Origin of the sequence: Brevibacillus sp. SAFN-007a, assembly GCF_051967035.1 — a bacterium.
Taxonomy (GTDB): domain Bacteria; phylum Bacillota; class Bacilli; order Brevibacillales; family Brevibacillaceae; genus Brevibacillus.
The window spans coordinates 65496-85603 of the sequence record NZ_JBQCKK010000007.1 but is presented as its reverse complement, the minus strand read 5'-3'; the positions used below and the strand labels follow the sequence as shown (position 1 = coordinate 85603).

At 57.3% G+C, this 20108-nt stretch carries 14 protein-coding genes; 13 read left to right on the top strand and 1 reads right to left on the bottom strand.

Annotated elements, in window-relative coordinates:
- Positions 1 to 433 precede the first annotated feature (433 nt).
- The 11 genes from ACTHO6_RS10595 to ACTHO6_RS10545 all read left to right on the top strand — a co-directional run bounded on the left by ACTHO6_RS10595 (position 434) and on the right by ACTHO6_RS10545 (position 15217).
- A complete protein-coding gene (locus ACTHO6_RS10595) occupies positions 434 to 2404 on the top strand; it encodes a DNA gyrase/topoisomerase IV subunit B (protein WP_440241506.1) in 1971 nt (656 codons plus the stop codon).
- Between the two features lie 2 nt (positions 2405 to 2406).
- Entirely contained in the window at positions 2407 to 4956 is a 2550-nt protein-coding gene (gene parC / locus ACTHO6_RS10590) for a DNA topoisomerase IV subunit A (RefSeq protein ID WP_440241505.1), read from the top strand.
- Positions 4957 to 4963: 7 nt separating this feature from the next.
- A complete protein-coding gene (locus ACTHO6_RS10585) occupies positions 4964 to 5290 on the top strand; it encodes a hypothetical protein (protein ID WP_440241504.1) in 327 nt (108 codons plus the stop codon).
- Between the two features lie 215 nt (positions 5291 to 5505).
- The gene (locus ACTHO6_RS10580; protein ID WP_440241503.1) at positions 5506 to 6141 is read left to right on the top strand and encodes a nitroreductase family protein; all 636 of its coding nucleotides are present in this window, start codon (positions 5506 to 5508) and stop codon (positions 6139 to 6141) included.
- A 154-nt stretch (positions 6142 to 6295) separates the two neighbouring features.
- Positions 6296 to 6976 (top strand): metallophosphoesterase family protein, encoded by a 681-nt coding sequence (locus ACTHO6_RS10575; protein ID WP_440241502.1) that lies wholly within the window; start codon positions 6296 to 6298, stop codon positions 6974 to 6976.
- 153 nt (positions 6977 to 7129) lie between these two features.
- Positions 7130 to 8170 carry a Gfo/Idh/MocA family protein gene (locus ACTHO6_RS10570; RefSeq protein WP_440241501.1) on the top strand — a complete coding sequence of 347 codons (1041 nt, stop codon included), beginning with the start codon at positions 7130 to 7132 and terminating at the stop codon, positions 8168 to 8170.
- A 45-nt stretch (positions 8171 to 8215) separates the two neighbouring features.
- The gene (locus ACTHO6_RS10565; RefSeq protein WP_440241500.1) at positions 8216 to 8428 is read left to right on the top strand and encodes a hypothetical protein; all 213 of its coding nucleotides are present in this window, start codon (positions 8216 to 8218) and stop codon (positions 8426 to 8428) included.
- 134 nt (positions 8429 to 8562) lie between these two features.
- Positions 8563 to 9054 (top strand): MarR family transcriptional regulator, encoded by a 492-nt coding sequence (locus ACTHO6_RS10560; protein WP_440241499.1) that lies wholly within the window; start codon positions 8563 to 8565, stop codon positions 9052 to 9054.
- A 79-nt stretch (positions 9055 to 9133) separates the two neighbouring features.
- Positions 9134 to 10309, top strand: a complete 1176-nt coding sequence (locus tag ACTHO6_RS10555; RefSeq protein WP_440241498.1) for an MFS transporter — start codon at positions 9134 to 9136, stop codon at positions 10307 to 10309.
- 84 nt (positions 10310 to 10393) lie between these two features.
- Positions 10394 to 12802 (top strand): AAA family ATPase, encoded by a 2409-nt coding sequence (locus tag ACTHO6_RS10550; protein ID WP_440241497.1) that lies wholly within the window; start codon positions 10394 to 10396, stop codon positions 12800 to 12802.
- A 144-nt stretch (positions 12803 to 12946) separates the two neighbouring features.
- Complete coding sequence (locus tag ACTHO6_RS10545) at positions 12947 to 15217, top strand: S8 family serine peptidase (protein ID WP_440241584.1); 2271 nt, start codon at positions 12947 to 12949, stop codon at positions 15215 to 15217.
- A 145-nt stretch (positions 15218 to 15362) separates the two neighbouring features.
- Here ACTHO6_RS10545 and ACTHO6_RS10540 read toward each other — a convergent pair whose 3' ends face one another.
- A complete protein-coding gene (locus ACTHO6_RS10540) occupies positions 15363 to 17006 on the bottom strand; it encodes a PucR family transcriptional regulator (RefSeq protein ID WP_440241496.1) in 1644 nt (547 codons plus the stop codon).
- 166 nt (positions 17007 to 17172) lie between these two features.
- On the opposite strand from ACTHO6_RS10540, the gene ACTHO6_RS10535 reads away from it, so the two are divergent.
- The gene (locus ACTHO6_RS10535; protein ID WP_440241495.1) at positions 17173 to 18681 is read left to right on the top strand and encodes a CoA-acylating methylmalonate-semialdehyde dehydrogenase; all 1509 of its coding nucleotides are present in this window, start codon (positions 17173 to 17175) and stop codon (positions 18679 to 18681) included.
- Positions 18682 to 18696: 15 nt separating this feature from the next.
- Positions 18697 to 20061 carry an aspartate aminotransferase family protein gene (locus ACTHO6_RS10530; protein ID WP_440241494.1) on the top strand — a complete coding sequence of 455 codons (1365 nt, stop codon included), beginning with the start codon at positions 18697 to 18699 and terminating at the stop codon, positions 20059 to 20061.
- Positions 20062 to 20108 lie beyond the last annotated feature (47 nt).

Genomic DNA, 20108 nt, shown 5'->3' with positions numbered 1-20108 from the left:
AATAGTTGCGCGAGAAAGCCGGAAGAAATTGCGCGGGGCGAGCAGGGATTTTCCAAACAAGCAAGAAATGAAGGTAAGAAGAGGAGCAAGGCTGGTTGTCTTGGTCCTTGCGTTGCTTGAAGCGCTATACGGATGCTGAACCCGTCATATGCTTGGGCTGAAGTCGATTTGGCCTGACGCCAGTGGAACGAGGAATACTGTGCAGGATCGGCCATCTCGCTAGGGGCGGGGTGGTTTTTTTGCCTCATTTTGCGACTGGCGTTGAATACTATGGGAAGCATACGGTACAATAGCGATTAAGTGTTCGCTTTTTGTGAAATATTCCCTTTCGGACAGAAAGGATGTTTGGCAAAAAGCAAGGCGATGACCTGTGCGGTTACCAAAACGAAGGCTTGTTTTGGACGCTTTTCGAAAAGTAGAGGGGAGAGCGCGATTGAAGGAAGCAGACACACTACATACACTGACCTATACGGAAGAAGATATTCAGGTGCTGGAGGGCCTGATCGCCGTCCGCAAGCGTCCTGGGATGTACATAGGCTCTACCGGAAGCAGAGGGTTGCACCATCTCCTGTGGGAAATCGTCGACAATGCCAAGGACGAGGCGTTGGCCGGCGTCAATGATACCATCATCGTGACGTTGTACAAGGATGGCAGCGTCAGCGTCGAAGACCACGGCCGGGGGATTCCGACGGGCATGCATAAAACGGGACGGCCTGTTCCGGAAGTCATTTTTACGACGCTCCACGCCGGAGGAAAATTCGGCGGCGGCGGCTATAAAAAGAGCGGCGGCTTGCACGGCGTAGGTTCCAGTGTCGTCGTGGCCTTGTCCAAATGGCTGGAAGTCGAAATTCACCGGGACGGCAAAATCCACAAGCAGCGCTTTGCCTACGTGGTCGACGAAAAAGGGATCGAGCATGTCGGCAAGCCGGTTACCGACCTGGAAGTGATCGGCACGACCAAAAGGACGGGCACCACGGTCCGCTTCCTGCCGGATGAGGCGATCTTTGGCAGCGCGCGCTTTGACTACGAAACGATTCGCGACCGTTTCCGCGAAACGGCGTTTTTGCTCAAGAAACTGCGCATGGTGCTGATTGACGAGCGCGGCCCGGAGAAAAAGCGGGAAGAATTTTACTTCGAAGACGGCCTGAAATCGTACGTTTCCTACTTGAATGAGGGAAAAAACACGCTGCACCCGATCGTTTACTTTGAAGGGGAAAAAGACAACGTCTACGTCGAGCTGGCTTTTCAGTACAACGACGGCTATGCGGAGACGCTCGTCTCCTACGTCAACTCGATTGTGACGACAGACGGCGGTACGCACGTCACCGGCTTCCGCAACGGAACGACCCGGATATTCAATGAGTTTGCACGGAAAAAAGGGTATTTGAAGGACAAAGACCCGAACTTGACGGGAAATGATTTGCGGGAAGGTTTCCTCGGTGTGCTGTCATTGCAAATGGCGGATGTCCAGTTCGAGTCCCAAACCAAGGACAAGCTGGGGAACGAAGAAGCGCGGACGATTGTCGAGCAAATTGTCTCCGAGAAGCTGGGCTTCTTCCTCGAGGAAAATCCGGAAATAGGCAAGCTTTTGATCGACAAGGCATTGCGCTCCGCTGAAATTCGCGAGGAGCTGCGCAAACAGCGCGAGGCTCTGCGCGGAGACAAGAAAGGCAAGACCGCCAAAAAGCGCAAATCGATTTCGGAAAAATTCACGCCGCCGCAGTACCGGGATTCCAAACGCAATGAGCTGTTTCTCGTCGAGGGCGACTCTGCGGGCGGCTCCGCAAAGCAGGCGCGCAACTCCGAGTTTCAGGCGCTGTTTTCGCTGCGGGGAAAACCGTTGAATACGGAAAAGGCCAAGTTGTCCGAAGTATTGGCGAACGAAGAATTCCGGACGATTCTGGAAGTGCTGGAGACGGACATCGGCGAAGACTTCGATATCAAAAACTGCGCGTTCGACAAAGTCATTATCATGTCCGATGCGGACGTCGACGGTTCCCACATCCAGACGCTTTTGCTCACGTTCTTCTTCCGCTACATGCGTCCGATGATCGCAGCCGGCCATCTGTACATCGCCCAGCCGCCGTTGTATCAGGTGAAAAAGCAGGTGAAGGGCAAGCAGACGGAGTCAATCTACTGCTGGAGCGACCAGGAGCTGGAGCAGGCGTTAAAACGGGTCGGGCGCGGCGCCGAAGTACAGCGCTACAAAGGGTTGGGCGAGATGAACGCCGATCAACTGTGGGAAACGACGATGAACCCGGAGACGCGCAAACTGATTAAAGTCGAGCTGGAAGACCTCGCTCACTGTGAAAAGCTCGTGACGGTTTTGATGGGGGACAAGGTGCCTCCGCGCCGCGAGTGGATCGAGAACCACGTTACCTTCGAAGTGGGAGAGGATGAATAAGCATGTTTTCCAATCAGATCATAAACCAGAGCTTCGCGGAAATCATGGGCAAGCGGTTCGGGGACTACGCCAACCTGGTTATTCTCTCCCGCGCGATTCCTGACGCCCGCGATGGCTTGAAGCCGGTACAACGCCGCATTTTGTACGCGATGTACCAGGAAGGCAATACGCACGACAAGCCGTACCGCAAATCGGCGAAAACAGTCGGGTACGTCATGGGTACGTACCATCCGCACGGCGATGCGGCGATTTACGAGACGATGGTGCGCATGGCGCAATGGTGGAAAATGCGCCAGGTGCTGATTCAAGGACACGGCAACTTCGGTAGCCTGGACGCCGATCCGCCTGCGGCGATGCGTTACACGGAGTCCAGACTGTCTCCTTTGGCCAACGAGCTTTTGCGCGACATTGAAAAAAACACCGTCACCTTCATCCCGAACTACGACAACTCGGCCCAGCAGCCGGCTGTGTTGCCGTCGCGCTTTCCGAACCTGCTGGTAAACGGCGCTTCCGGGATCGCCGTCGGTTTTGCCACCGATATTCCGACCCACAACCTCGGGGAAGTCATTGACGCGGCGATCGCGCAGATGAAAAATCCGGACATCTCGCTCGACGAACTGATGAAGCATGTCAAAGGACCGGATTTTCCGACCGGAGGCATCGTCCAAGGGGTGTCGGGTATCCGCAAGGCGTTTGAGACAGGCCGCGGCCAGTTCATCATTCGCGCGAAAACCCACACGGAAGAGCCAAAAGGCGGGAAAGTGAAAAAGATCGTCATCTCCGAAATCCCTTACGAAGTGGTCAAATCCAAGCTGGTCGCGCAAATAGACGAACTGGTCATGGACCGCAAAATCGAAGGGGCGCTAGCTGTCCGCGATGAGACAGGGCGCAAGGAAGCGGAAATGAACAAGGTCCGCATCGTCGTCGACATTCGCAAGGAAGCCGATGAACGGGCGATTCTGAATTACCTGTACAAAAACACCGACCTGCAAATTTACTACAACTACAACATGAACGTGATTCACCAGGGAACCATCCGCCAGATGGGACTCAAGGGGTTGCTCGGCGCGTATATCGACCACCAGAAGGAAGTCGTGACGAATCGCTGTCAGTACGACCTGGAGCGCAAGAGCACACGCAAGCATATCGTCGAGGGGCTGATTCGCGCCAAATCGATTTTGCGTCAAATCGTCGATACGATCATGGATTCCGAAGACCGGGCCGACGCCAAGAAAAACATCATGGAGCAATACGGCTTCACAGATGAGCAGGCCGATGCGATTTTGAGCATTCAGCTCGCCTCCCTGACGCGTCTGGACATCGTCAAGCTGGAAAAGGAACTGGCGTCGTTGGTAAAAGAGATCGAGGAGCTTCAGGCGATCCTGGCCAGCGAAAAAAGGCTGATCCAGGTCATTACAGGCGAACTGAACGAAATCAAGAAAAAATACGCGGAAGAGCGCCTGACGGAAATCCAGGGAGAAATCGAGGAAATCAAGATCGATATCGCGATGCAGATCAATGCGGAAGATTGCATCGTCACGCTCACCAACGAAGGGTATATCAAGCGGACGAGCCCGCGCTCCTTCAAATCGGCGGGCGGAACCCTGGAAACGTGCGGGGTCAAGGAAGGGGACAAGGTTCGCTATTTCGTGGAGGCCAATACGTCCCATACCGCCCTGTTCTTCACGCAGGACGGGAAATATTTCGCTACGCTGGTCAACGCTTTCCCGGACGACAAGTGGAAGGATATCGGTTCCGCGCTGGTCAACATCATTCCGCTGGAAAAAAATCAGCGCATCGTCGGTTTTACGATTATCGAGAACTTCAAACAGCCGCTCTATGTGTACCACGTCAGCAAAAACGGCCTGATCAAAAAGACCGCGCTGTCCGAATACGAGACGAATCGCTCCAGCGCGCTGGTGGCCGCCAAGCTGAAAGCAGAAGATGACGAATTCGTCCATGTGTTCGTGACGGGGGAATCAGGCGGCTTGTTGGGCGCGACCCGAGACGGGATGGGGATTCGCTTCCTGCAGAGTGAAGTCAGCCCGACCGGCCGCGCGTCCAGCGGCGTCAAGGCGATTACGCTTGCGCCAGGCGATGCCGTCCTCACCATGCTCCCGATCGAGGAAGAAGACAACCGCGTCTTTACCCTGCTGACGGCCGAAGGGGTCGTCAAACGGACAGCCATCGCGGCGATTCCGCAGCAAGGCCGGGCAGGCAAAGGCGTACAACTGATTCGCAAGCGCAAAAGTCACCCGCACCAGCTCGTCGCCGTCTTCATCGACGAGACGGTGTACGCGTGGACGGCGCAAAACGAATGGATGCTGGTCGACTCGAGCCTGGTCAACGTCAGCGAGCAGGGCGGCATAGGCCGCCACCTGGTGGAAGGCGGCGTCCGATCCGTTGTATTCGAACCCGTCCTGCCGACAGAAGAATCAAAAGAAGACCCAGGGAAAGGCTCTGGAGAGGGCGAATCCGCGAGTGCGCAACAGAAGGGGACAGCCGCGCCTGTCACTTTGTTCGATCTCGCGCCTGGCGAAGAGAAGGAATGATGGAAAAATGGCAACTCCGTTTGAAGCTTTTGTATCTCCGTTGAGCTGGCAGCAGGTGTCGCTTTTGCTCGATACAGTTCAGTATTTTGAAGACGCCCCCAAGCTGCTCTCGCTTCCGCAGGAGGAAGGCCCCAGCGTCCCGGTTCCGGTGACGGCAGACACGCTGAAAAAGATGCTGGCGAGTCTCGATGAGAACGACGCTTTCCAGCGCAAGCCATTCGCGCTGCACTGGGAAGGCGGCGAAGATGGGGACAGCGGAACCCTCATCGTGGAGCTGCCGAACAAGGAAACGGTAAGGCAGCCTGCCGTCCTGTCGGCGTTTTCTCCTGTGTAAGCAAATAGGCTAGGCACACATCGCAAAACGCTTTGGTTCTGGTCCATGCACCTGTACGTGTTCAGTACGAGTGCATGGTCTGCGCCAAAGCGTTTTTTTGCAGTTCGAAGGATTGCCAAAATATGGGCAGCTATGATAAAGTTTGAACACTTCCTGTTTGACCTACAAAAAGGTAGTTACTTTCTGATTGGAGGAGCAAGGAGATGGAACGAGTCATGAACAAAAAGGGTTTTTTTGAGGTTATTACTGAGCGGCGCTCGGTGCGTCATTACGATCCGACAGTGAAAATTTCCCGCGACGAGCTGAAACAGATGGTGGCCGAAGCGACGTTGGCACCATCCAGTTCCAATCTCCAGCCGTGGCGCTTTCTCATCATTGACGACCAGGCGCTGAAAGAAAAGCTGCTCCCGATAGCGTTCAACCAGAAGCAGGTCGTCGAGGCGGCTGCTGTCATCGCCGTGCTGGCCGACTACGAGGGCTACAAGCAGGCGGAGAAGATTTATCAGAAAGCCATCGACGCCGGCTACATGACGGAGGAGACCAAGGCCACTCTCATCGCCAACATCCATCGTCGCTACGAAAATCGCGAACGCAGCCAGATAAAGGACGTCGCTCTCGTGGATGGCGGGCTGGTCGCCATGCAATTCATGCTGGTGGCAAAAGCGCGTGGCTATGACACCGTGCCGATGGGCGGCTACCATGACGAAAGGTTCAAAGAGGCGTTCCACATTTCCGATCGTTACGAAACCGTTATGCTGATCGCTGTCGGCAAAGCGGCGCAACCAGGCCATCCCACCACCCGCCTGGATGTGGAAGACATCACGTTCTGGAATGAAATGCCAAGCACATAGACGAGCGCAGGTGCGACAGTCACGGATCGTGGGAGCCGTGGCTGTTTTTTATGCCAGACAAACTTCCCCCGGGTAGAAATCGGGCAGAAGGGAGCGTACAATGAAACAGAAAAAACGAGCAGCGTACCGACAGATATAAGAAAGAAGGGGTAGGATGCATCGGATATTGGCAATCAGCGATATTCACGGAGAACTGGACAAGCTGGAATCGCTGATGGAGCTGGCGAATTACGATCCGCAGCGCGATCAGTTGATTTTGCTCGGAGATTACGTCGACCGCGGGCCCAAGTCCAGAGAAGTGGTGGATAAGGTGAAGCAGCTTCATGCGCAAGGCGCGATTGTCTTGATGGGGAATCATGACCATATGATGGTAAAAGCGTTTGAACAGGACCCGGTATGGATCGAGCGCTGGTTTCGCAACGGAGCCCGGTCGACATTGGCCAGCTACGGCCACGCAGCGGCAGAGACCCATTTGGCCGCGCCGGACTCGCTGGAAGTGACGGAGGAAGTTCGCGAGCACCTCGATTTTTTGGCCGGACTTTCCTATTACCATGAGACAGAGGAATTCCTATTTGTCCACGGCGGCGTGCATCCGCTAACGCCCGTGGCAGAAACCGATCCGTACATACTGATGTGGATTCGCGACGAATTCCACAGCGGCTACCAAGGGAAGAAAACCGTTGTCTTTGGTCATACCCCCACAGAGATTTTGCACGGAAAGCCCGACGTCTATTTTGGCGAAAACAACCTCATCGGGATTGACGGCGGCGCTGTGTTCGGAGGACGGTTGCATGCGCTGGAGCTGCCCAGCCGCCACGTGTACTCGGTCGAATAGAACACGCGGGTTGGCGAAAAGGAGACGTTTTCAAAACGGAACCATTATCTGTATAATTAAGAATATTGGCAAACGTCTGAGCGACAACCTGCGACTTCATCCTTGCTTCGTTCATCAGACGGACAGGAACCAGAAAAAAGGGGAGAGAAGACAGTGACATTGAAAGTCGGCATTATCGGCTGCGGTTCCATCGCAACCCATCGTCATGCACCGGAGTATAGCCAAAATCCTTACACAGAAATCCACCTCGTCTACGATCCCAATCCCGAACGCGCGCAAAAGCTGGCGGCCCGGTACGGCGGACAAGTAGCTGGCAGCTGGGAAGAAGTCGTTCACCATCCGGAGATCGCCGCGATCAGCGACTGCTCGACAAACGAGATGCACCACATCATTACCACGCAGGCGCTTCTTGCCGGCAAGCATGTGCTGTGCGAAAAGCCGATGGCCACGACGCTGGAGGGAGCGGAGACGATTCTTGCGGCAGCGCGTGCTTCAAAAGCGACGTTGATGATCGACCACAACCAGCGTCTGGTCCCCGCCCACCAGAAGGCGCGGCAGCTGATCGCGGCAGGCGAATTGGGCAAAATTCTCTCGTTCAAAACGAGCTTTGGGCATAAAGGTCCCGAGTACTGGAGCACCAACCGGACAAAAGGCACCTGGTTTTTCAAAAAGGATCGTTCAGCGCTCGGGGTTGCCGGCGATTTGGGCATTCATAAAGTGGACTTGCTGCGGTTTTTGCTGCAGGACGAAATTGTGCAGGTCAGCGCGTTTGCCGACGTGCTGGACAAAAAGGACGAGCACGGACAGCCTATCGAGGTGTGCGACCATATGGTATGCCTCTTGAAAACGCAATCGGGCGCAGTCGGTACGGCGTCGTTTAGCTGGAGCTACTACGGCGATGAGGACAACAGCACGATTCTGTATGGAGAGCGCGGCATGATGAAAATTTTTGCCGATCCGCAAAAGGACATCGAAGTGGTGAACGCGGGAGGCGAGCGTGTGGTTTACCAGATCGGCGCCATGCAGACCAATGATGCGCAAACCGCCAGTGGCGTCATTGATGCCTTTGTCGAGGCGATTCGCACCGGAGCCGCCCCGGCGGTGACGGGAGAAGACGGGCTTTACGCCCTGCGCATTATCGAGGCGGCAATGGAGTCCGCTGCGACAGGCAGAAGTGTCGAGCTTTTTGCCTAATCAGGCATGAGCGGCAAACGCGTGGGTCACACTAGAAGGGGAGGTGTGACCACAGTGGAAGGAACCATTCAGGTCAACGGCAAGGACTATCGGTGCGAGTGCACGTACGACGGCGATTCGCAGTACAACGTGCAGGTGCGAGACGGCAAACAGGTGGTGGCCACCTACAAAGTGTCGGCAGGCGCGGAAGGCGAAGTGCTGGAGTCTGCACGCGCCCGTTTTGCCGCCGATGTGGAAGTGGGAAATGTGCACGGGTAAGCAGAAGCAAAAACTGCAGCCTCGGGAGGATGGGGCTGCGGTTTTTGCTTGCCAGTTTTTGCGAATCGTGATACAGTAAAAATGTTTCCTAGGAAACAAACAGGATCTTCTGAGCAAAGGAGCTGACTTCTGAATTGGATCAAAAAACGAAAATTTGGAATCAGTGGCTCACTCTCCTCCATAAACAGGAGGAGCAAAGCAAGCGCCGCGGAGCGCTGCTTCTGCGGCAGATTCAAAGCAGCATTCCCGAATACCAGCATGTGGGCAGCCTCTCGGTGACGGAGTTGCATGTCATTTCGGCGATCGGCAGCGATACCCGGATGAATGTGACAACGATCGCGCAGCATATCGGGGTTACCAAGAGCGCGATTTCGAAAATTACAATCAAGCTGCTGAAAAAAGGCTTGCTGGAGCGCTATCAGCTGGAGGACAACCAGAAAGAGGTTTTTTTCCGCTTGACCAAAGCAGGTGAGCTGGTGAACGGCATTCACGCAAGCTTTCACACGCGGCTGGAGAAAAGCGTGTACCGTTTTTTGGATCAGTACAGCGAAGAAGAGCTGGCGTTTATCGCTCGCTTCATCAGCGAAGCGACGAAAGAGCTGGAACGGAACTGGGCAGAGGCTTGAAGGGAGACGACGGGTGCTCCCTCATGTTTTGCTGAATGGTTTCCTTGGACACAATTATGAGGTTGAGGTGAATCAGCAGATGAATGCAAAAAAAGTACTCGTTTTGTTGGGCGTGACCATTCTGCTCGGAACGTTTGCCCAAAACTTGTTTATACCGATCCTGCCCGCCATGCAAAAGGCGTTTGCGACGAGCGAATACGGGATCAACCTGACGATCTCGCTGTTTACGGTCATGCTGGCTGTGATGCAGATCGTCTACGGGCCGCTCGTGGATCGGTTTGGCCGGAAAAGGGTGCTGATTCCGGCACTCGCCCTGTATGCGCTCGCTTCTGTCGCCTGCTATTGGGCGAATTCGATTGCTTCCTTGCTCGTTTTTCGCGCGATTCAGGGCGTAGGCTTCGCCGCGATCCCGATTGTGGCAGCCACGATGATTGGCGACCTGTTTACGGGCAACGAGCGGGCGAATGCAATGGGAACGTACCAGATGATGCTGGCGATAGGACCAGCCATCGGCCCGTTGCTCGGCGGCTGGATCGGGGGAGTGGGCGGACATTCGGCTGTCTTTGCGTTTTTGGCCGTAACCGCGGTTCTGTTGCTCATCGGAAACGGACTGTTGCTGCCGGAGACAAAAGACAGTCAGACAGCCGCGAGTAGCTTTCGTTTGCGCGCCTACCGCGATATTTTCCGGCAGCCGACGGGAGCGGCCGTGATTTTGCTCGGCTTTGCGCAAATGTTTACGTATTACTGCTTCCTTCTGTTCATCCCCGTCGAGCTGACGCACCGCTACCATTTGTCCAGCGAGCGAATCGGGCTGTTGTTTTCGCTCGCATCCATCGTCTTTATGATTAGCAGCAAGCTGGCTGCCCGTGTGCAAAAGCGGTGGGGATCGCGCAAAGCACTCGTCTGGACAGCCGGAATGCACGCTGTCGCGACTTTTTTGTTCATGGCGGCAGCAGATGCATCGTTCGTCTTACTCATCGTGACAAGTGCGTTGTTCGCTCTGGCGCTCGGAATCGGGATGCCGGTGCATACGACGCTCTTGTCGGAAGTGTTTGAACAGGAACGGGCTACCGCGATTGGCGTCTACAATCTGATCCGCTACTTGGGCATGGCAGCGGGACCCGTAGCGGGAGCGGCGATGCTCAGAGCGGGCGGCACCTGGCTGGAGTTTGGCGGAGCGGGACTTTTGCTCGTGCTCGCGGTCCTGTTTGCCGCGAAAAACACGGGCGGGCTGCGCCTTGGCAAAAGCGCATAGCGGCAAGTTTGCCGCGTAACCTTTTCTTCCACCTGCAAATGTGCTACAACAAAGAATGACACAAAAGCGGGAGGAGCAAAAAGCATGCAACAACAACACGAGCGAGATCGGCAGCCTGCCAGAGAGGGCGCGCTGGTCGACCCCGCACAGATTCAAGCATACACAGAGGCCGAATGTTTGGCCCTTTTGCAAAAAATAGAAGAGGCACGTACCGAATATCCCGACGACCAGCGCGATCGGGCAGAAGCGGCGGTCCTGACCAGGCTGTCCGTTTTGCGCATGGCGAAAAAAGGCGGCTACGCGCTGGCGCAGGAGTGGCTGGAACGGGCGCTGTCGCTGCGACCGGACGATCCGTATGTACGGGAGGCATACCTGCGGCTCGCCTTTTCCCAACTGCGCAGCCATCCGTTTGAAACCGGGTTTCCGACCGTTCGCGAGACGGATAATGTCGTCGCCAAGAGGCGGGCCGTCGAGGTGCTGCGTGAAAAAGCGCTGCTCGCCCAAACGGAAATCGAACAGTGGCAGGCGATTGCCAGGGAAGCGCTGCATACGGCGCACAAGCTGGGGGACGAGCAGGCTTACATGACAGCGGAACGCCTGGTCGACCTGTACGACAGGCGGCAAAAGCTGCTGGCTGAGCTGTTGGAGCGCGTCCAGGCGTACGCGGCTTCGCTGTCCGGCGTCTTTTTCTCGGCAGAGCTGTTGACCCAGCTACAGGAGACGATTCGCGCCCTGAACGGGCAGGCCCAGGAAAAAGCGCAGCTGCTCCCCGAGGAAGAAGGGCATGCTGCCGCCGAAGCTCCCGCAGTCGAGCGCCACGGCAAGCTGTCGGCGCTGGAGCAGTTGGAGGGCCTGATCGGTCTGCGCGACATCAAGCAGCGGGTGCGCCAGCTTGCCCAGTTTTTGCAATACCGGAAGCTGCGCGAGGAAAAAGGCTGGCACATGCACGATCAGCTGCCGCTTCACCTCGTGCTGATGGGCAATCCGGGCACGGGCAAGACGACGCTGGCCCGGTTGATCGCCCGCCTGTACCACGAGCTGGGGCTGCTTGCCAACGGGCAGTTGATTGAAGTGGACCGCTCCCATCTTGTGGGCGGCTACGTCGGGCAGACGGAGCAGCGGGTGATGGAGGCGATCAAGCAGGCGGACGGCGGCGTGCTGTTCATCGACGAAGCGTACAGCTTGAAGCGGCCGGACAGCTCGGGCAGCGACTACGGGCAAAACGCGATCGACACGCTGGTGGCCGCGATGACGAGCGGGGAGTACGCCGGACGGTTTGTGGTCATGCTCGCTGGCTATCCGGAAGAAATGCGGCAGTTTTTGTATGCCAATCCAGGCTTGTACAGCCGTTTTCCCCAGGCGGGACATTTTGTGCTGCCCGATTACTCGGCGGATGAGCTGATGCAAATTGCGGACGCGGTAGCGGCGCGAAACGACTTTACGCTGACGGATGCGGCCAAGACGGCGCTACGGGAGCGCATCGAAAAAGCGCAGGTGGACGAGACGTTCGGCAATGCCCGCACCGTCACCAATCTGGTGCTGGACGCGATTTTCGCCAAAGGGCGGGCGACTGCGGGCAAAGCGCTGCAATGGGACGACTTCACCATTTTGCGGCCGGAGGATGTCAGCGAAGCGCCCCGGCCGACTGCGGAATCGTCCGCCGAAGCACAGCTCCAGTCGTTGATCGGGCTTGAAGCGGTGAAGGCCGAGCTGAAAAAAATAACTGCCTATGTCGCGGTGCAGCAGGAGCGGGCGGCCAGAGGCTTGCCCAAGAGCGCGATTGAGCTGCATGCCATGTTTACAGGCAACCCAGGCACGGGGAAAACGACGGTAGCGAAGCTGTACGCGCAAATGTTGCAGGAGGTCGGCTATTTGAAGCGCGGTCACCTCGTCACGGCAAGCCGTGCGGATCTGGTCGCCGGCTTCGTCGGACAGACGGCGGCGCTCACCCGCAGAAAAGTGCGCGAGGCGTTGGGCGGGGTGCTGTTTATTGATGAAGCGTACGCCTTGCTCGGGCCGAGCCAGCAGGACTTCGGCCAGGAAGCGATTCACACGCTCGTCGAGGAAATGACGCGACACGGGGAAAATCTCGTTGTGGTGCTGGCAGGCTACCCGGGGGAAATGAACGCGCTGCTCCTGAGCAATCCGGGACTTTTGTCGCGATTTAAAAAATATATCCACTTCCCCGACTACGCGGTGGAGGAGCTTGTGCACATTTTAGAGCAGGCTGCACAGAAGGCGGGCTATGTGATCGAGGACAGCGCCGTCGCAGCGATTGGGCACAGGCTGGAAAAAGCGTCCAAGGAGCAGCGGCTGCACGGAAACGGGCGGTTCAGCTTCAACCTTTTGCAGGAGGCGATCCAGAACCAGGCGCTGCGTCTCACAGGCATGTCCCGCGAGAACTGGGACCAGGAGCTTTTGATGACGCTTTTGTGGAGCGATTTTGAACCGCTATTGACAGGGGACAGCGAGGAAAATGGGACAAAAGCCTAGTTTTTGTCCCATGCATCTGCTTTCCTCCTCTTTTGACAATTCACCCAATCCCGTATAATGGAAACACAACGCCATGAGGGGAAGGGTGTTTTTTCTTTGCAAAAAAAATGGCAGGCAACCGTATCGACAACAATCGCCTTGAGCATGCTTTTGGCAAGCGTTCCGGCAGAGGCCAGGCAACAGCAGGGAGAGAGACGGGGACATATCGAGATCGAAGCTGAGAAAGGGTTGGCGATGGAGAAAACGTCGTCGAGAAGGAGCGCCACCGATCTCGTCGTCATCCAGCTGTCTGGCCCGGTGCGCGAACAATGGAAAGAAAAATTGGAAGATTTGGGTGCCACTCTGGGCGATTACATACCGGATTACGCCTTTTTGGCCAAGCTGGATCGCGAGGAGCAGCGCGACGAAATCGAGCGGCTGTCCTTTGTGAAAAAAGTGATGCCGTATCATCCGCAGGCCAAGCTCGCTCCGCAGTTGCGATCTGCCCTGGGAAAAACGAAAGCCGTAGAAGTAGCGGTGATCGGCTTCGACCAACAGGTGGACATGCTGCGTACCGTCAGCAGTCTGGCGGATGAAGCCGATGTAAAAGAGATCGAGTCGCCAAAGATCGCGCCGCATATCTCCATCGCCACGATGAACGAAGAAGCGATTGGACAAGTCATCGAATCGGAGGACGTCATCGCAGTCGTCCCTGTTCCGGAAAATGAACTGCACAACGACATCGCGGCGACGATCATCCATGCGGACGAGCTGGCCTCAACAGGCTACACCGGCAAAGGGCAGATCGTCGGCGTAGCGGATACCGGGCTGGATACCGGCGACCTGAAGTCTATACACCCGGATTTTCAAGGCCAGGTCAAAAGCTTGTACGCTATGGGCAGAAAAGACGATGCCAGCGACCGGCACGGGCACGGCACGCACGTGGCCGGGGCTGTTCTCGGCACAGGCGAGGCTTCGAACGGGCAGTACAAAGGGATGGCTCCCGACGCGAAGCTCGTCTTTCACTCGATTGAAGACCGCAGCGGCAAGCTGGTGATCGACGTGGAAGCGATTTTGCAGGAAGCGTACGAGGACGGCGCCCGGATCCATTCCGATTCATGGGGGGCCGATGACAACGGGGCCTACAGTGTAAGCTCGTTTCTGTTTGACCGATTCTTGTGGGAGCATCCGGACATGACCGCGCTGATCGCGGCGGGCAACTACGGGGTGGCTGGCTATCAGACCATCGGCAGTCCGGCTACCGCCAAAAACGTCATCGCCGTCGGCGCGTCGGAAAACGTCCGCCCGAGCCTTGGCGACCACTCGGATAACAAAGACGAGGTATGGGAAGACAGCAGTCGCGGACTGACAGCGGACGGGCGTTTGAAGCCGGATATTGTCGCTCCGGGCACGTCGATTTTGTCGACCCGCTCTTCGCTTGCCCCGAGCAAAAATTTTGACAGACGCTTCAACGACTACTACGCCTATATGAGCGGCACGAGCATCGCGACACCGATTCTCGCGGGCGGCGTCGCGCAAGTCCGGCAGTTTTTGGACGAGCAGGGGGAGAAGGAGCCGAGCGGTGCCCTGCTCAAGGCCATGCTGTTGACGAGCGCGGATGATCTCGGCGAAGACATGCGCAAGCAAGGCTTCGGACGGGCGAACCTGGAGCGGGCGATCCAGACGAGCTACAAAGACGTCAAGGATGGGCTGCGGACGCGCGAAAAAGCCGAGTACGCGGTCAAGGTGACGGACAGCTCGAAGCCGCTTGCCATCACGCTTGCCTGGACCGACTATCCGGCTTCGCTTGCCGCCCGGCGCGCCCTGGTCAACGACTTGAATCTGACGGTCACGACCCCGAGCGGCGAGCGTCTGAACGGAAACGACTTTTTCGAAGCGCCGTACAACGACCAGGTGGACAACGTCAACAACGTCGAGCAAATTTGGATTGTGGAGCCGGAAAAAGGGACGTACACCGTGACGGTGGAAGGCTATAACATTCCGAAAGGTCCGCAGCCGTACGCAATCGCTACGACAGGCAAATGGGCGAAGGGCAAGGAGGAGGATGACGGCGGCCACGAAGACGAGGAGGACGATAACGGCCAGGCAGGCCACGAAGACTACGAGGTCAAAAGCGAACGGAAAAAAGGCACGCTGAACAAAAAGACCCGTTACAAGGAGTACGTCATCCGCAGCTTCGTTGCAGGAGAGGTGAGCTTGTCGCTGGAATGGGATGAGGAAGCCGATCTGCAAGTGTACCTGTACGACAACAACGAGAAGGAACTGGCCGCCGCAACGGGGACAGACAATCCCGAAGCGCTGACGGCGAAGCTGCCGAAGTCCGGCCTGTACAAGGTGCGGGTGGAGCTTGCGGACGGCAAAGAAGCGAATTTTCGCCTGGACTTGCAGTATCCGGGACGAACGAAAAAGCGCTAGTGACTCCCGTCAGCGTAGCGAGCGCGATGAATAAACGGAAAAGACACAGCCTTTGCTCTTGATGCGAGCGAAGGGCTGTGTCTTTTTTTGGGTGCAGAGAAGAACGCGGCTGAGCAAACGGTGAACGGCAGGGGAGCGGGCCTTTTTACGCCAGCGCGCCTTCCGCTTCTTTTTGCAGCCAGTCCCGGGCGCGCAGGGCGATCTCCAGACAAATGCGGCGCTCCGGGGAGGCGTAGTCGTTCCCGAGCAACTCTGCGATTTTTTCCAGACGGTGATAGAGCGTCTGGCGGTGAATGAACAAGCGCTCGGCAGCCTCCTGCTTGGACAGGTTGGCGTCGAGGTAGACGCGCAGCGTGTGCACGAGGGCAGAACCATGCTTTTGGTCGTGCGCAAGCAACGGCCCGAGGTAATCGGCGATGAAGCTCGCGAGCACAGGCTCGGGCGGGATGTGAAACAGCAGGCGAAACAAGCCGAGGTCCGTGAAAAAAGGACTGGTCGCTTCGCGCTGAAAAGCGAGGGCCTGTTCGGCTTCCGCCAGGTGGCTGCCGGCATCCGACAAGCGTTTGCCAACCCGGCCGATTCCGCAGCAAATTCGGGCGTCCGCCCCCAGCATTTGCTCCGCGATCCGCTTCATGTCCGCCCATGCTTTTTCCAGCGCCCGCCGTGCGTTTGTCGTTGTCTTTTGGTCGATGAGCAAAAAGTAAAAGCGATTGCCGGTGCAGCGAATGAACGGCCGAAAGCCTTGCCGCGCAAGCAGCGAGCGGAAAATCGCCGTCAAATCGTGCGGCGGCAGGGCATCGTCTGCCTGCTCGGTGGCGGTTTCGCAGGACATGACCAGCGTGTAGTACGCAGGCGGGGGGCTTGCGCCGGGCAAGCCGAGCAGCGTGCGCATATGCTCCTCGGGCATCGCGCGATTGGCGATGAGTTCGTCGAACAGGCGGTTTTCCGTGGCGCGCGTCTGTTCCTCGGCGAACATTTTTCGCAGGAAAAACTGGGCCATCGCCGAGACGGTATTGTCCAGCGTCAACAGCAAATACTCGTCCGCCTCCCGCTCGTACAGGATCAGCCCGACGTAGGCGAGCAGGTGGCCCATTGCCATCACGGGCTGATAGACCAGCTGCTTGGTCAGCGACAACGGGTGATAGCGCACGCTGGCGTCGCTTGTGTCTGCCTGTGCGAAATGAGCGCGCATCAGCTCGGTCATTTCCAGCTGGACCGCGTGGGGCAAGGCCGGGACGTACTGGGCGGCGATGTCTGGCGAGTAAAACAGCACCTGGGTTTTTACGGCGGCCTGAAAATGCTGGAGCAGCTTGGGGATGCCTGCCGCCTGCAAGCTGAGCTGCTGCAAGCCGCGGGAGTACGTTTCGAGGTCGCGCAGCGCCTGCATTTGCCGGTTGATGAGATGCTCGTGCAAATCCTGCGTAATATCGACGAAACGCACAGGCTGATGAAAAACGATGAGCGGAAACGCGTGGTGGTTGGCCATCTCCAGCATGTCCGCCGGAATGGACGGGATGTACGCGCCCAGCTCCACGCACAGGCCGGACGCTTTGCGCCGGATCAGCTCGGCCAAGTAGGCGAGCCGTTTTTCCTTCGCCTCCCCGAAGCCGAGTCCGGTAGAGAGAATCAGCTCGCCGCCATTCAAAAATCGTCCCGTATCGGCGGTTTCCAGGACGTGGACCCAGCGTACAGGGCGGGCGAGACCGTGCTGGCCCGCCACAACCTCGGCATGTTGAAACACAGGGCGCTTGATCGCCTCGGCGATCGTCAGTCGCCAGTCATTGCGCATAGGCTTCTCCTCTTTTCTGCCCGTTCTCCGCAAGCGGTCCGTGGTGGGCAATGGACATCATGTATGATGAATCCTACCGAATGATTGTCAGTTTGTCTAGTGATGAACGGATTTATTTTTGGATAAAATGGAATTGTCAAACAAATGATCGCAAGGAGTGGAAAGGATGAACACAGCCGCTGTTGGAAATCCATTGAAGAATTACGTAGGGGGACAATGGGTGGAATCGCAGGCAACCCGCTTTGAGGACGTGCCCAACCCGGCGACGGGCGAACTGTTGTCCCGCGTGCCGCTGTCGACGAGAGAAGACGTGGACAAGGCCGTGGCTGTTGCAAAGGAAGCGTTCGCAGGGTGGAGCGCGACTCCGGTCGTGGATCGGGCTCGCATCATGTTTCGTTTTCACAGTCTGCTCTTGCAGCATGCGGACGAGCTTGCCCGGACGATTACGCTGGAGAACGGCAAAAACCTCCCGGAAGCCCAGGCGGAGCTGTTGCGCGGACTGGAGATGGTCGAATTCGCATGTGGCATGCCGACGCTGCTCATGGGCGAGACGCTGCCCAATATCGCTGCCCATATCGACAGCCAGGCGATTCGCTTTCCGCTTGGCGTCGTAGGGGGGATTACCCCGTTCAATTTCCCTGTGATGGTTCCGATGTGGATGTATCCGATCGCGATTACAGCGGGCAATACGTTCGTCCTCAAGCCGTCGGAGCGCACGCCGCTGTCCTGCATCCGCATTGCGGAGCTGCTGAAGGAAGCGGGCTTGCCTGACGGGGTATTCAATGTCGTGCACGGCGCCCACGATGTCGTCAACGGGCTGTTGGAACATCCGGATGTGAAGGCGATCTCCTTCGTAGGCTCGCAGCCTGTCGCGGAGTACGTGTACAAGACAGCCGCCGCCCATGGAAAACGGGTACAGGCGCTGGCTGGCGCGAAAAATCACCATCTGGTCATGCCGGACACCGACTTGAAGCGGGCAGCGAAAACCATTGTCAGCTCGGCGTTCGGATGCGCGGGGGAGCGCTGCATGGCGGCGAGCGCGGTCGTGGCTGTCGAGGACATCGCTGACGAGCTGGTAGCGCATCTGATCGAAGAATCCAACGCGCTTGTGATGGGCAACGGGCTTGAGCCAGGCGTCGATCTCGGTCCGGTGATCCGCGATTCGCATTTGGCCAACGTGCACAGCTACATTGAAAAAGGTATCGCATCCGGTGCAGCGCTCGTGCGCGACGGACGGGAAGATGCGAAGCAGCACGAAAAAGGCTACTATCTCGGCCCGACGATTTTTGACCAGGCAGACGCGGAAATGGTCATCGTGCGCGACGAAATTTTCGCGCCTGTGCTCAGTGTGATGCGCGTGAAAAATTTTGAAGAGGGACTGGAAACGATTAGCCGCTCGCGCTTCGGCAACGGCGCGACGATCTATACGAACAACGGAAAATGGGGCAGGGAATTCGTGCAGCGCGTGGAAGCCGGCATGGTCGGGGTCAATGTGGGCGTGCCTGCGCCAATGGGCTTTTTCGCCTTCTCGGGCTGGAAGGAGTCGTTTTACGGCGATCTGCATGCAAACGGCAAGGACGGCGTCCTGTTCTACACGAAGAAGAAGACGGTTACCTCCAGATGGTTCGAAGAGGGCGATACGAGCATCGGCGCGCAAAACGTGTTCGTCAAATAAAGGAGGCGAAAGGCCATGGAGCAAGATCAACTGGTGCAAGAGTATGACAAGGACAGCCTGCTTGCGGCAGACCGCGAGTATATGTGGCATCACATGTCGCCCTACAATCCGAATCCGATGATCGTGACAGGCGCCCAAGGCTCCTGGATCACCGATATCGACGGCAACCGCTACCTGGACGGCATGTCCGGCCTCTGGTGCGTCAACGTTGGCTACGGACGACAGGAGCTGGCAGATGCCGCCTATGAGCAGTTGAAGCAGCTCGCCTACTTCCCGCTGACGCAAAGCCATGTGCCGGCCATTCGCCTTGCGGAAAAAGTGAGCGAGTGGCTGGGTGAGGAGTATCGCGTCTTTTTCTCCAACAGCGGATCGGAGGCGAACGAGGTCGCGTTCAAAATTGCCCGCCAGTATCACCACCAAAACGGCGAGCCGGGGCGCTATAAATTTATTTCCCGCCACCGCGCCTACCACGGCAACACGATGGGAGCGCTTGCCGCCACGGGTCAGGCCGTGCGCAAGGAAAAGTACGAGCCGCTTGCCCCGGGATTTTTGCACGTGCCGCCGCCGTATTGCTACCGCTGTCCTGCCGGCAAATCGTACGGCAAATGCAACCTGGAGTGCGCCCAATACTTCGATCAGGTCATCAACTGGGAAGGCGAAAAAACCGTCGCCGCCGTCATCATGGAGCCGACGATTACCGGCGGGGGCGTGCTCGTGCCGTCGCCCGAGTACATGCCGAAGGTACGGGAGATTTGCGACAAGTACGGCGTGCTGATGATCGTCGACGAGGTCATCTGCGGCTTTGGTCGCTCCGGCAAAAAATTCGGTCACCACAACTTCGGGATCAAGCCGGATATCGTCACGATGGCCAAAGGCATTACGAGCGCCTACCTGCCGCTGTCGGCCACGGCGGTGCGCGTCGAAATCGCCGACAAGTTCAACGAGCAGGGCAACAACCTGCACTTCCGCCACGTCAACACGTTTGGCGGAAATCCGGCGGCTTGTGCGCTCGCATTGAAAAACCTGGAGATCATGGAAGAGGAAAAGCTGGTGGAGCGCGCCGAGCAGCTCGGGGACGAATTGCGCGCGAAGCTCGCCTTCCTGGCCGATCACCCGAATGTAGGCGACATTCGCAGCTTCGGCTTTTTGATGGGCATCGAAATGGTCGAGGATCGCAAAACAAAAGAGCCCGCCGCGCCGGCGAAGCTCACGCAGGTCATCGGCGAATGCAAAAAGCGCGGGCTGATCATCGGCCGCAACGGCGACACCATTCCGGGCTTCAACAACGTGCTGACGCTGTCGCCGCCTTTTTCGACAACCAGCGATGACATCGACTTTATCGCCCGCGTCATGAAGGAAGCGTTTGACACGTTGGCGTGACATCCCTCTCCATACAAAGAGCGGCTTTTTCGTCTCCGGCTGAACGG

What these genes read in the sequence shown, in the direction of transcription:
- ACTHO6_RS10545 (WP_440241584.1), top strand. Translation starts at nt 12,947, where the DNA reads ATGCTTTTGGCAAGCGTTCCGGCAGAGGCCAGGCAACAGCAGGGAGAG.
- ACTHO6_RS10550 (WP_440241497.1), top strand. Translation starts at nt 10,394, where the DNA reads ATGCAACAACAACACGAGCGAGATCGGCAGCCTGCCAGAGAGGGCGCG.
- ACTHO6_RS10575 (WP_440241502.1), top strand. Translation starts at nt 6,296, where the DNA reads ATGCATCGGATATTGGCAATCAGCGATATTCACGGAGAACTGGACAAG.
- ACTHO6_RS10540 (WP_440241496.1), bottom strand. Translation starts at nt 17,006, where the DNA reads ATGCGCAATGACTGGCGACTGACGATCGCCGAGGCGATCAAGCGCCCT.
- parC (WP_440241505.1), top strand. Translation starts at nt 2,407, where the DNA reads ATGTTTTCCAATCAGATCATAAACCAGAGCTTCGCGGAAATCATGGGC.
- ACTHO6_RS10580 (WP_440241503.1), top strand. Translation starts at nt 5,506, where the DNA reads ATGAACAAAAAGGGTTTTTTTGAGGTTATTACTGAGCGGCGCTCGGTG.
- ACTHO6_RS10530 (WP_440241494.1), top strand. Translation starts at nt 18,697, where the DNA reads ATGGAGCAAGATCAACTGGTGCAAGAGTATGACAAGGACAGCCTGCTT.
- ACTHO6_RS10555 (WP_440241498.1), top strand. Translation starts at nt 9,134, where the DNA reads ATGAATGCAAAAAAAGTACTCGTTTTGTTGGGCGTGACCATTCTGCTC.
- ACTHO6_RS10585 (WP_440241504.1), top strand. Translation starts at nt 4,964, where the DNA reads ATGGCAACTCCGTTTGAAGCTTTTGTATCTCCGTTGAGCTGGCAGCAG.
- ACTHO6_RS10535 (WP_440241495.1), top strand. Translation starts at nt 17,173, where the DNA reads ATGAACACAGCCGCTGTTGGAAATCCATTGAAGAATTACGTAGGGGGA.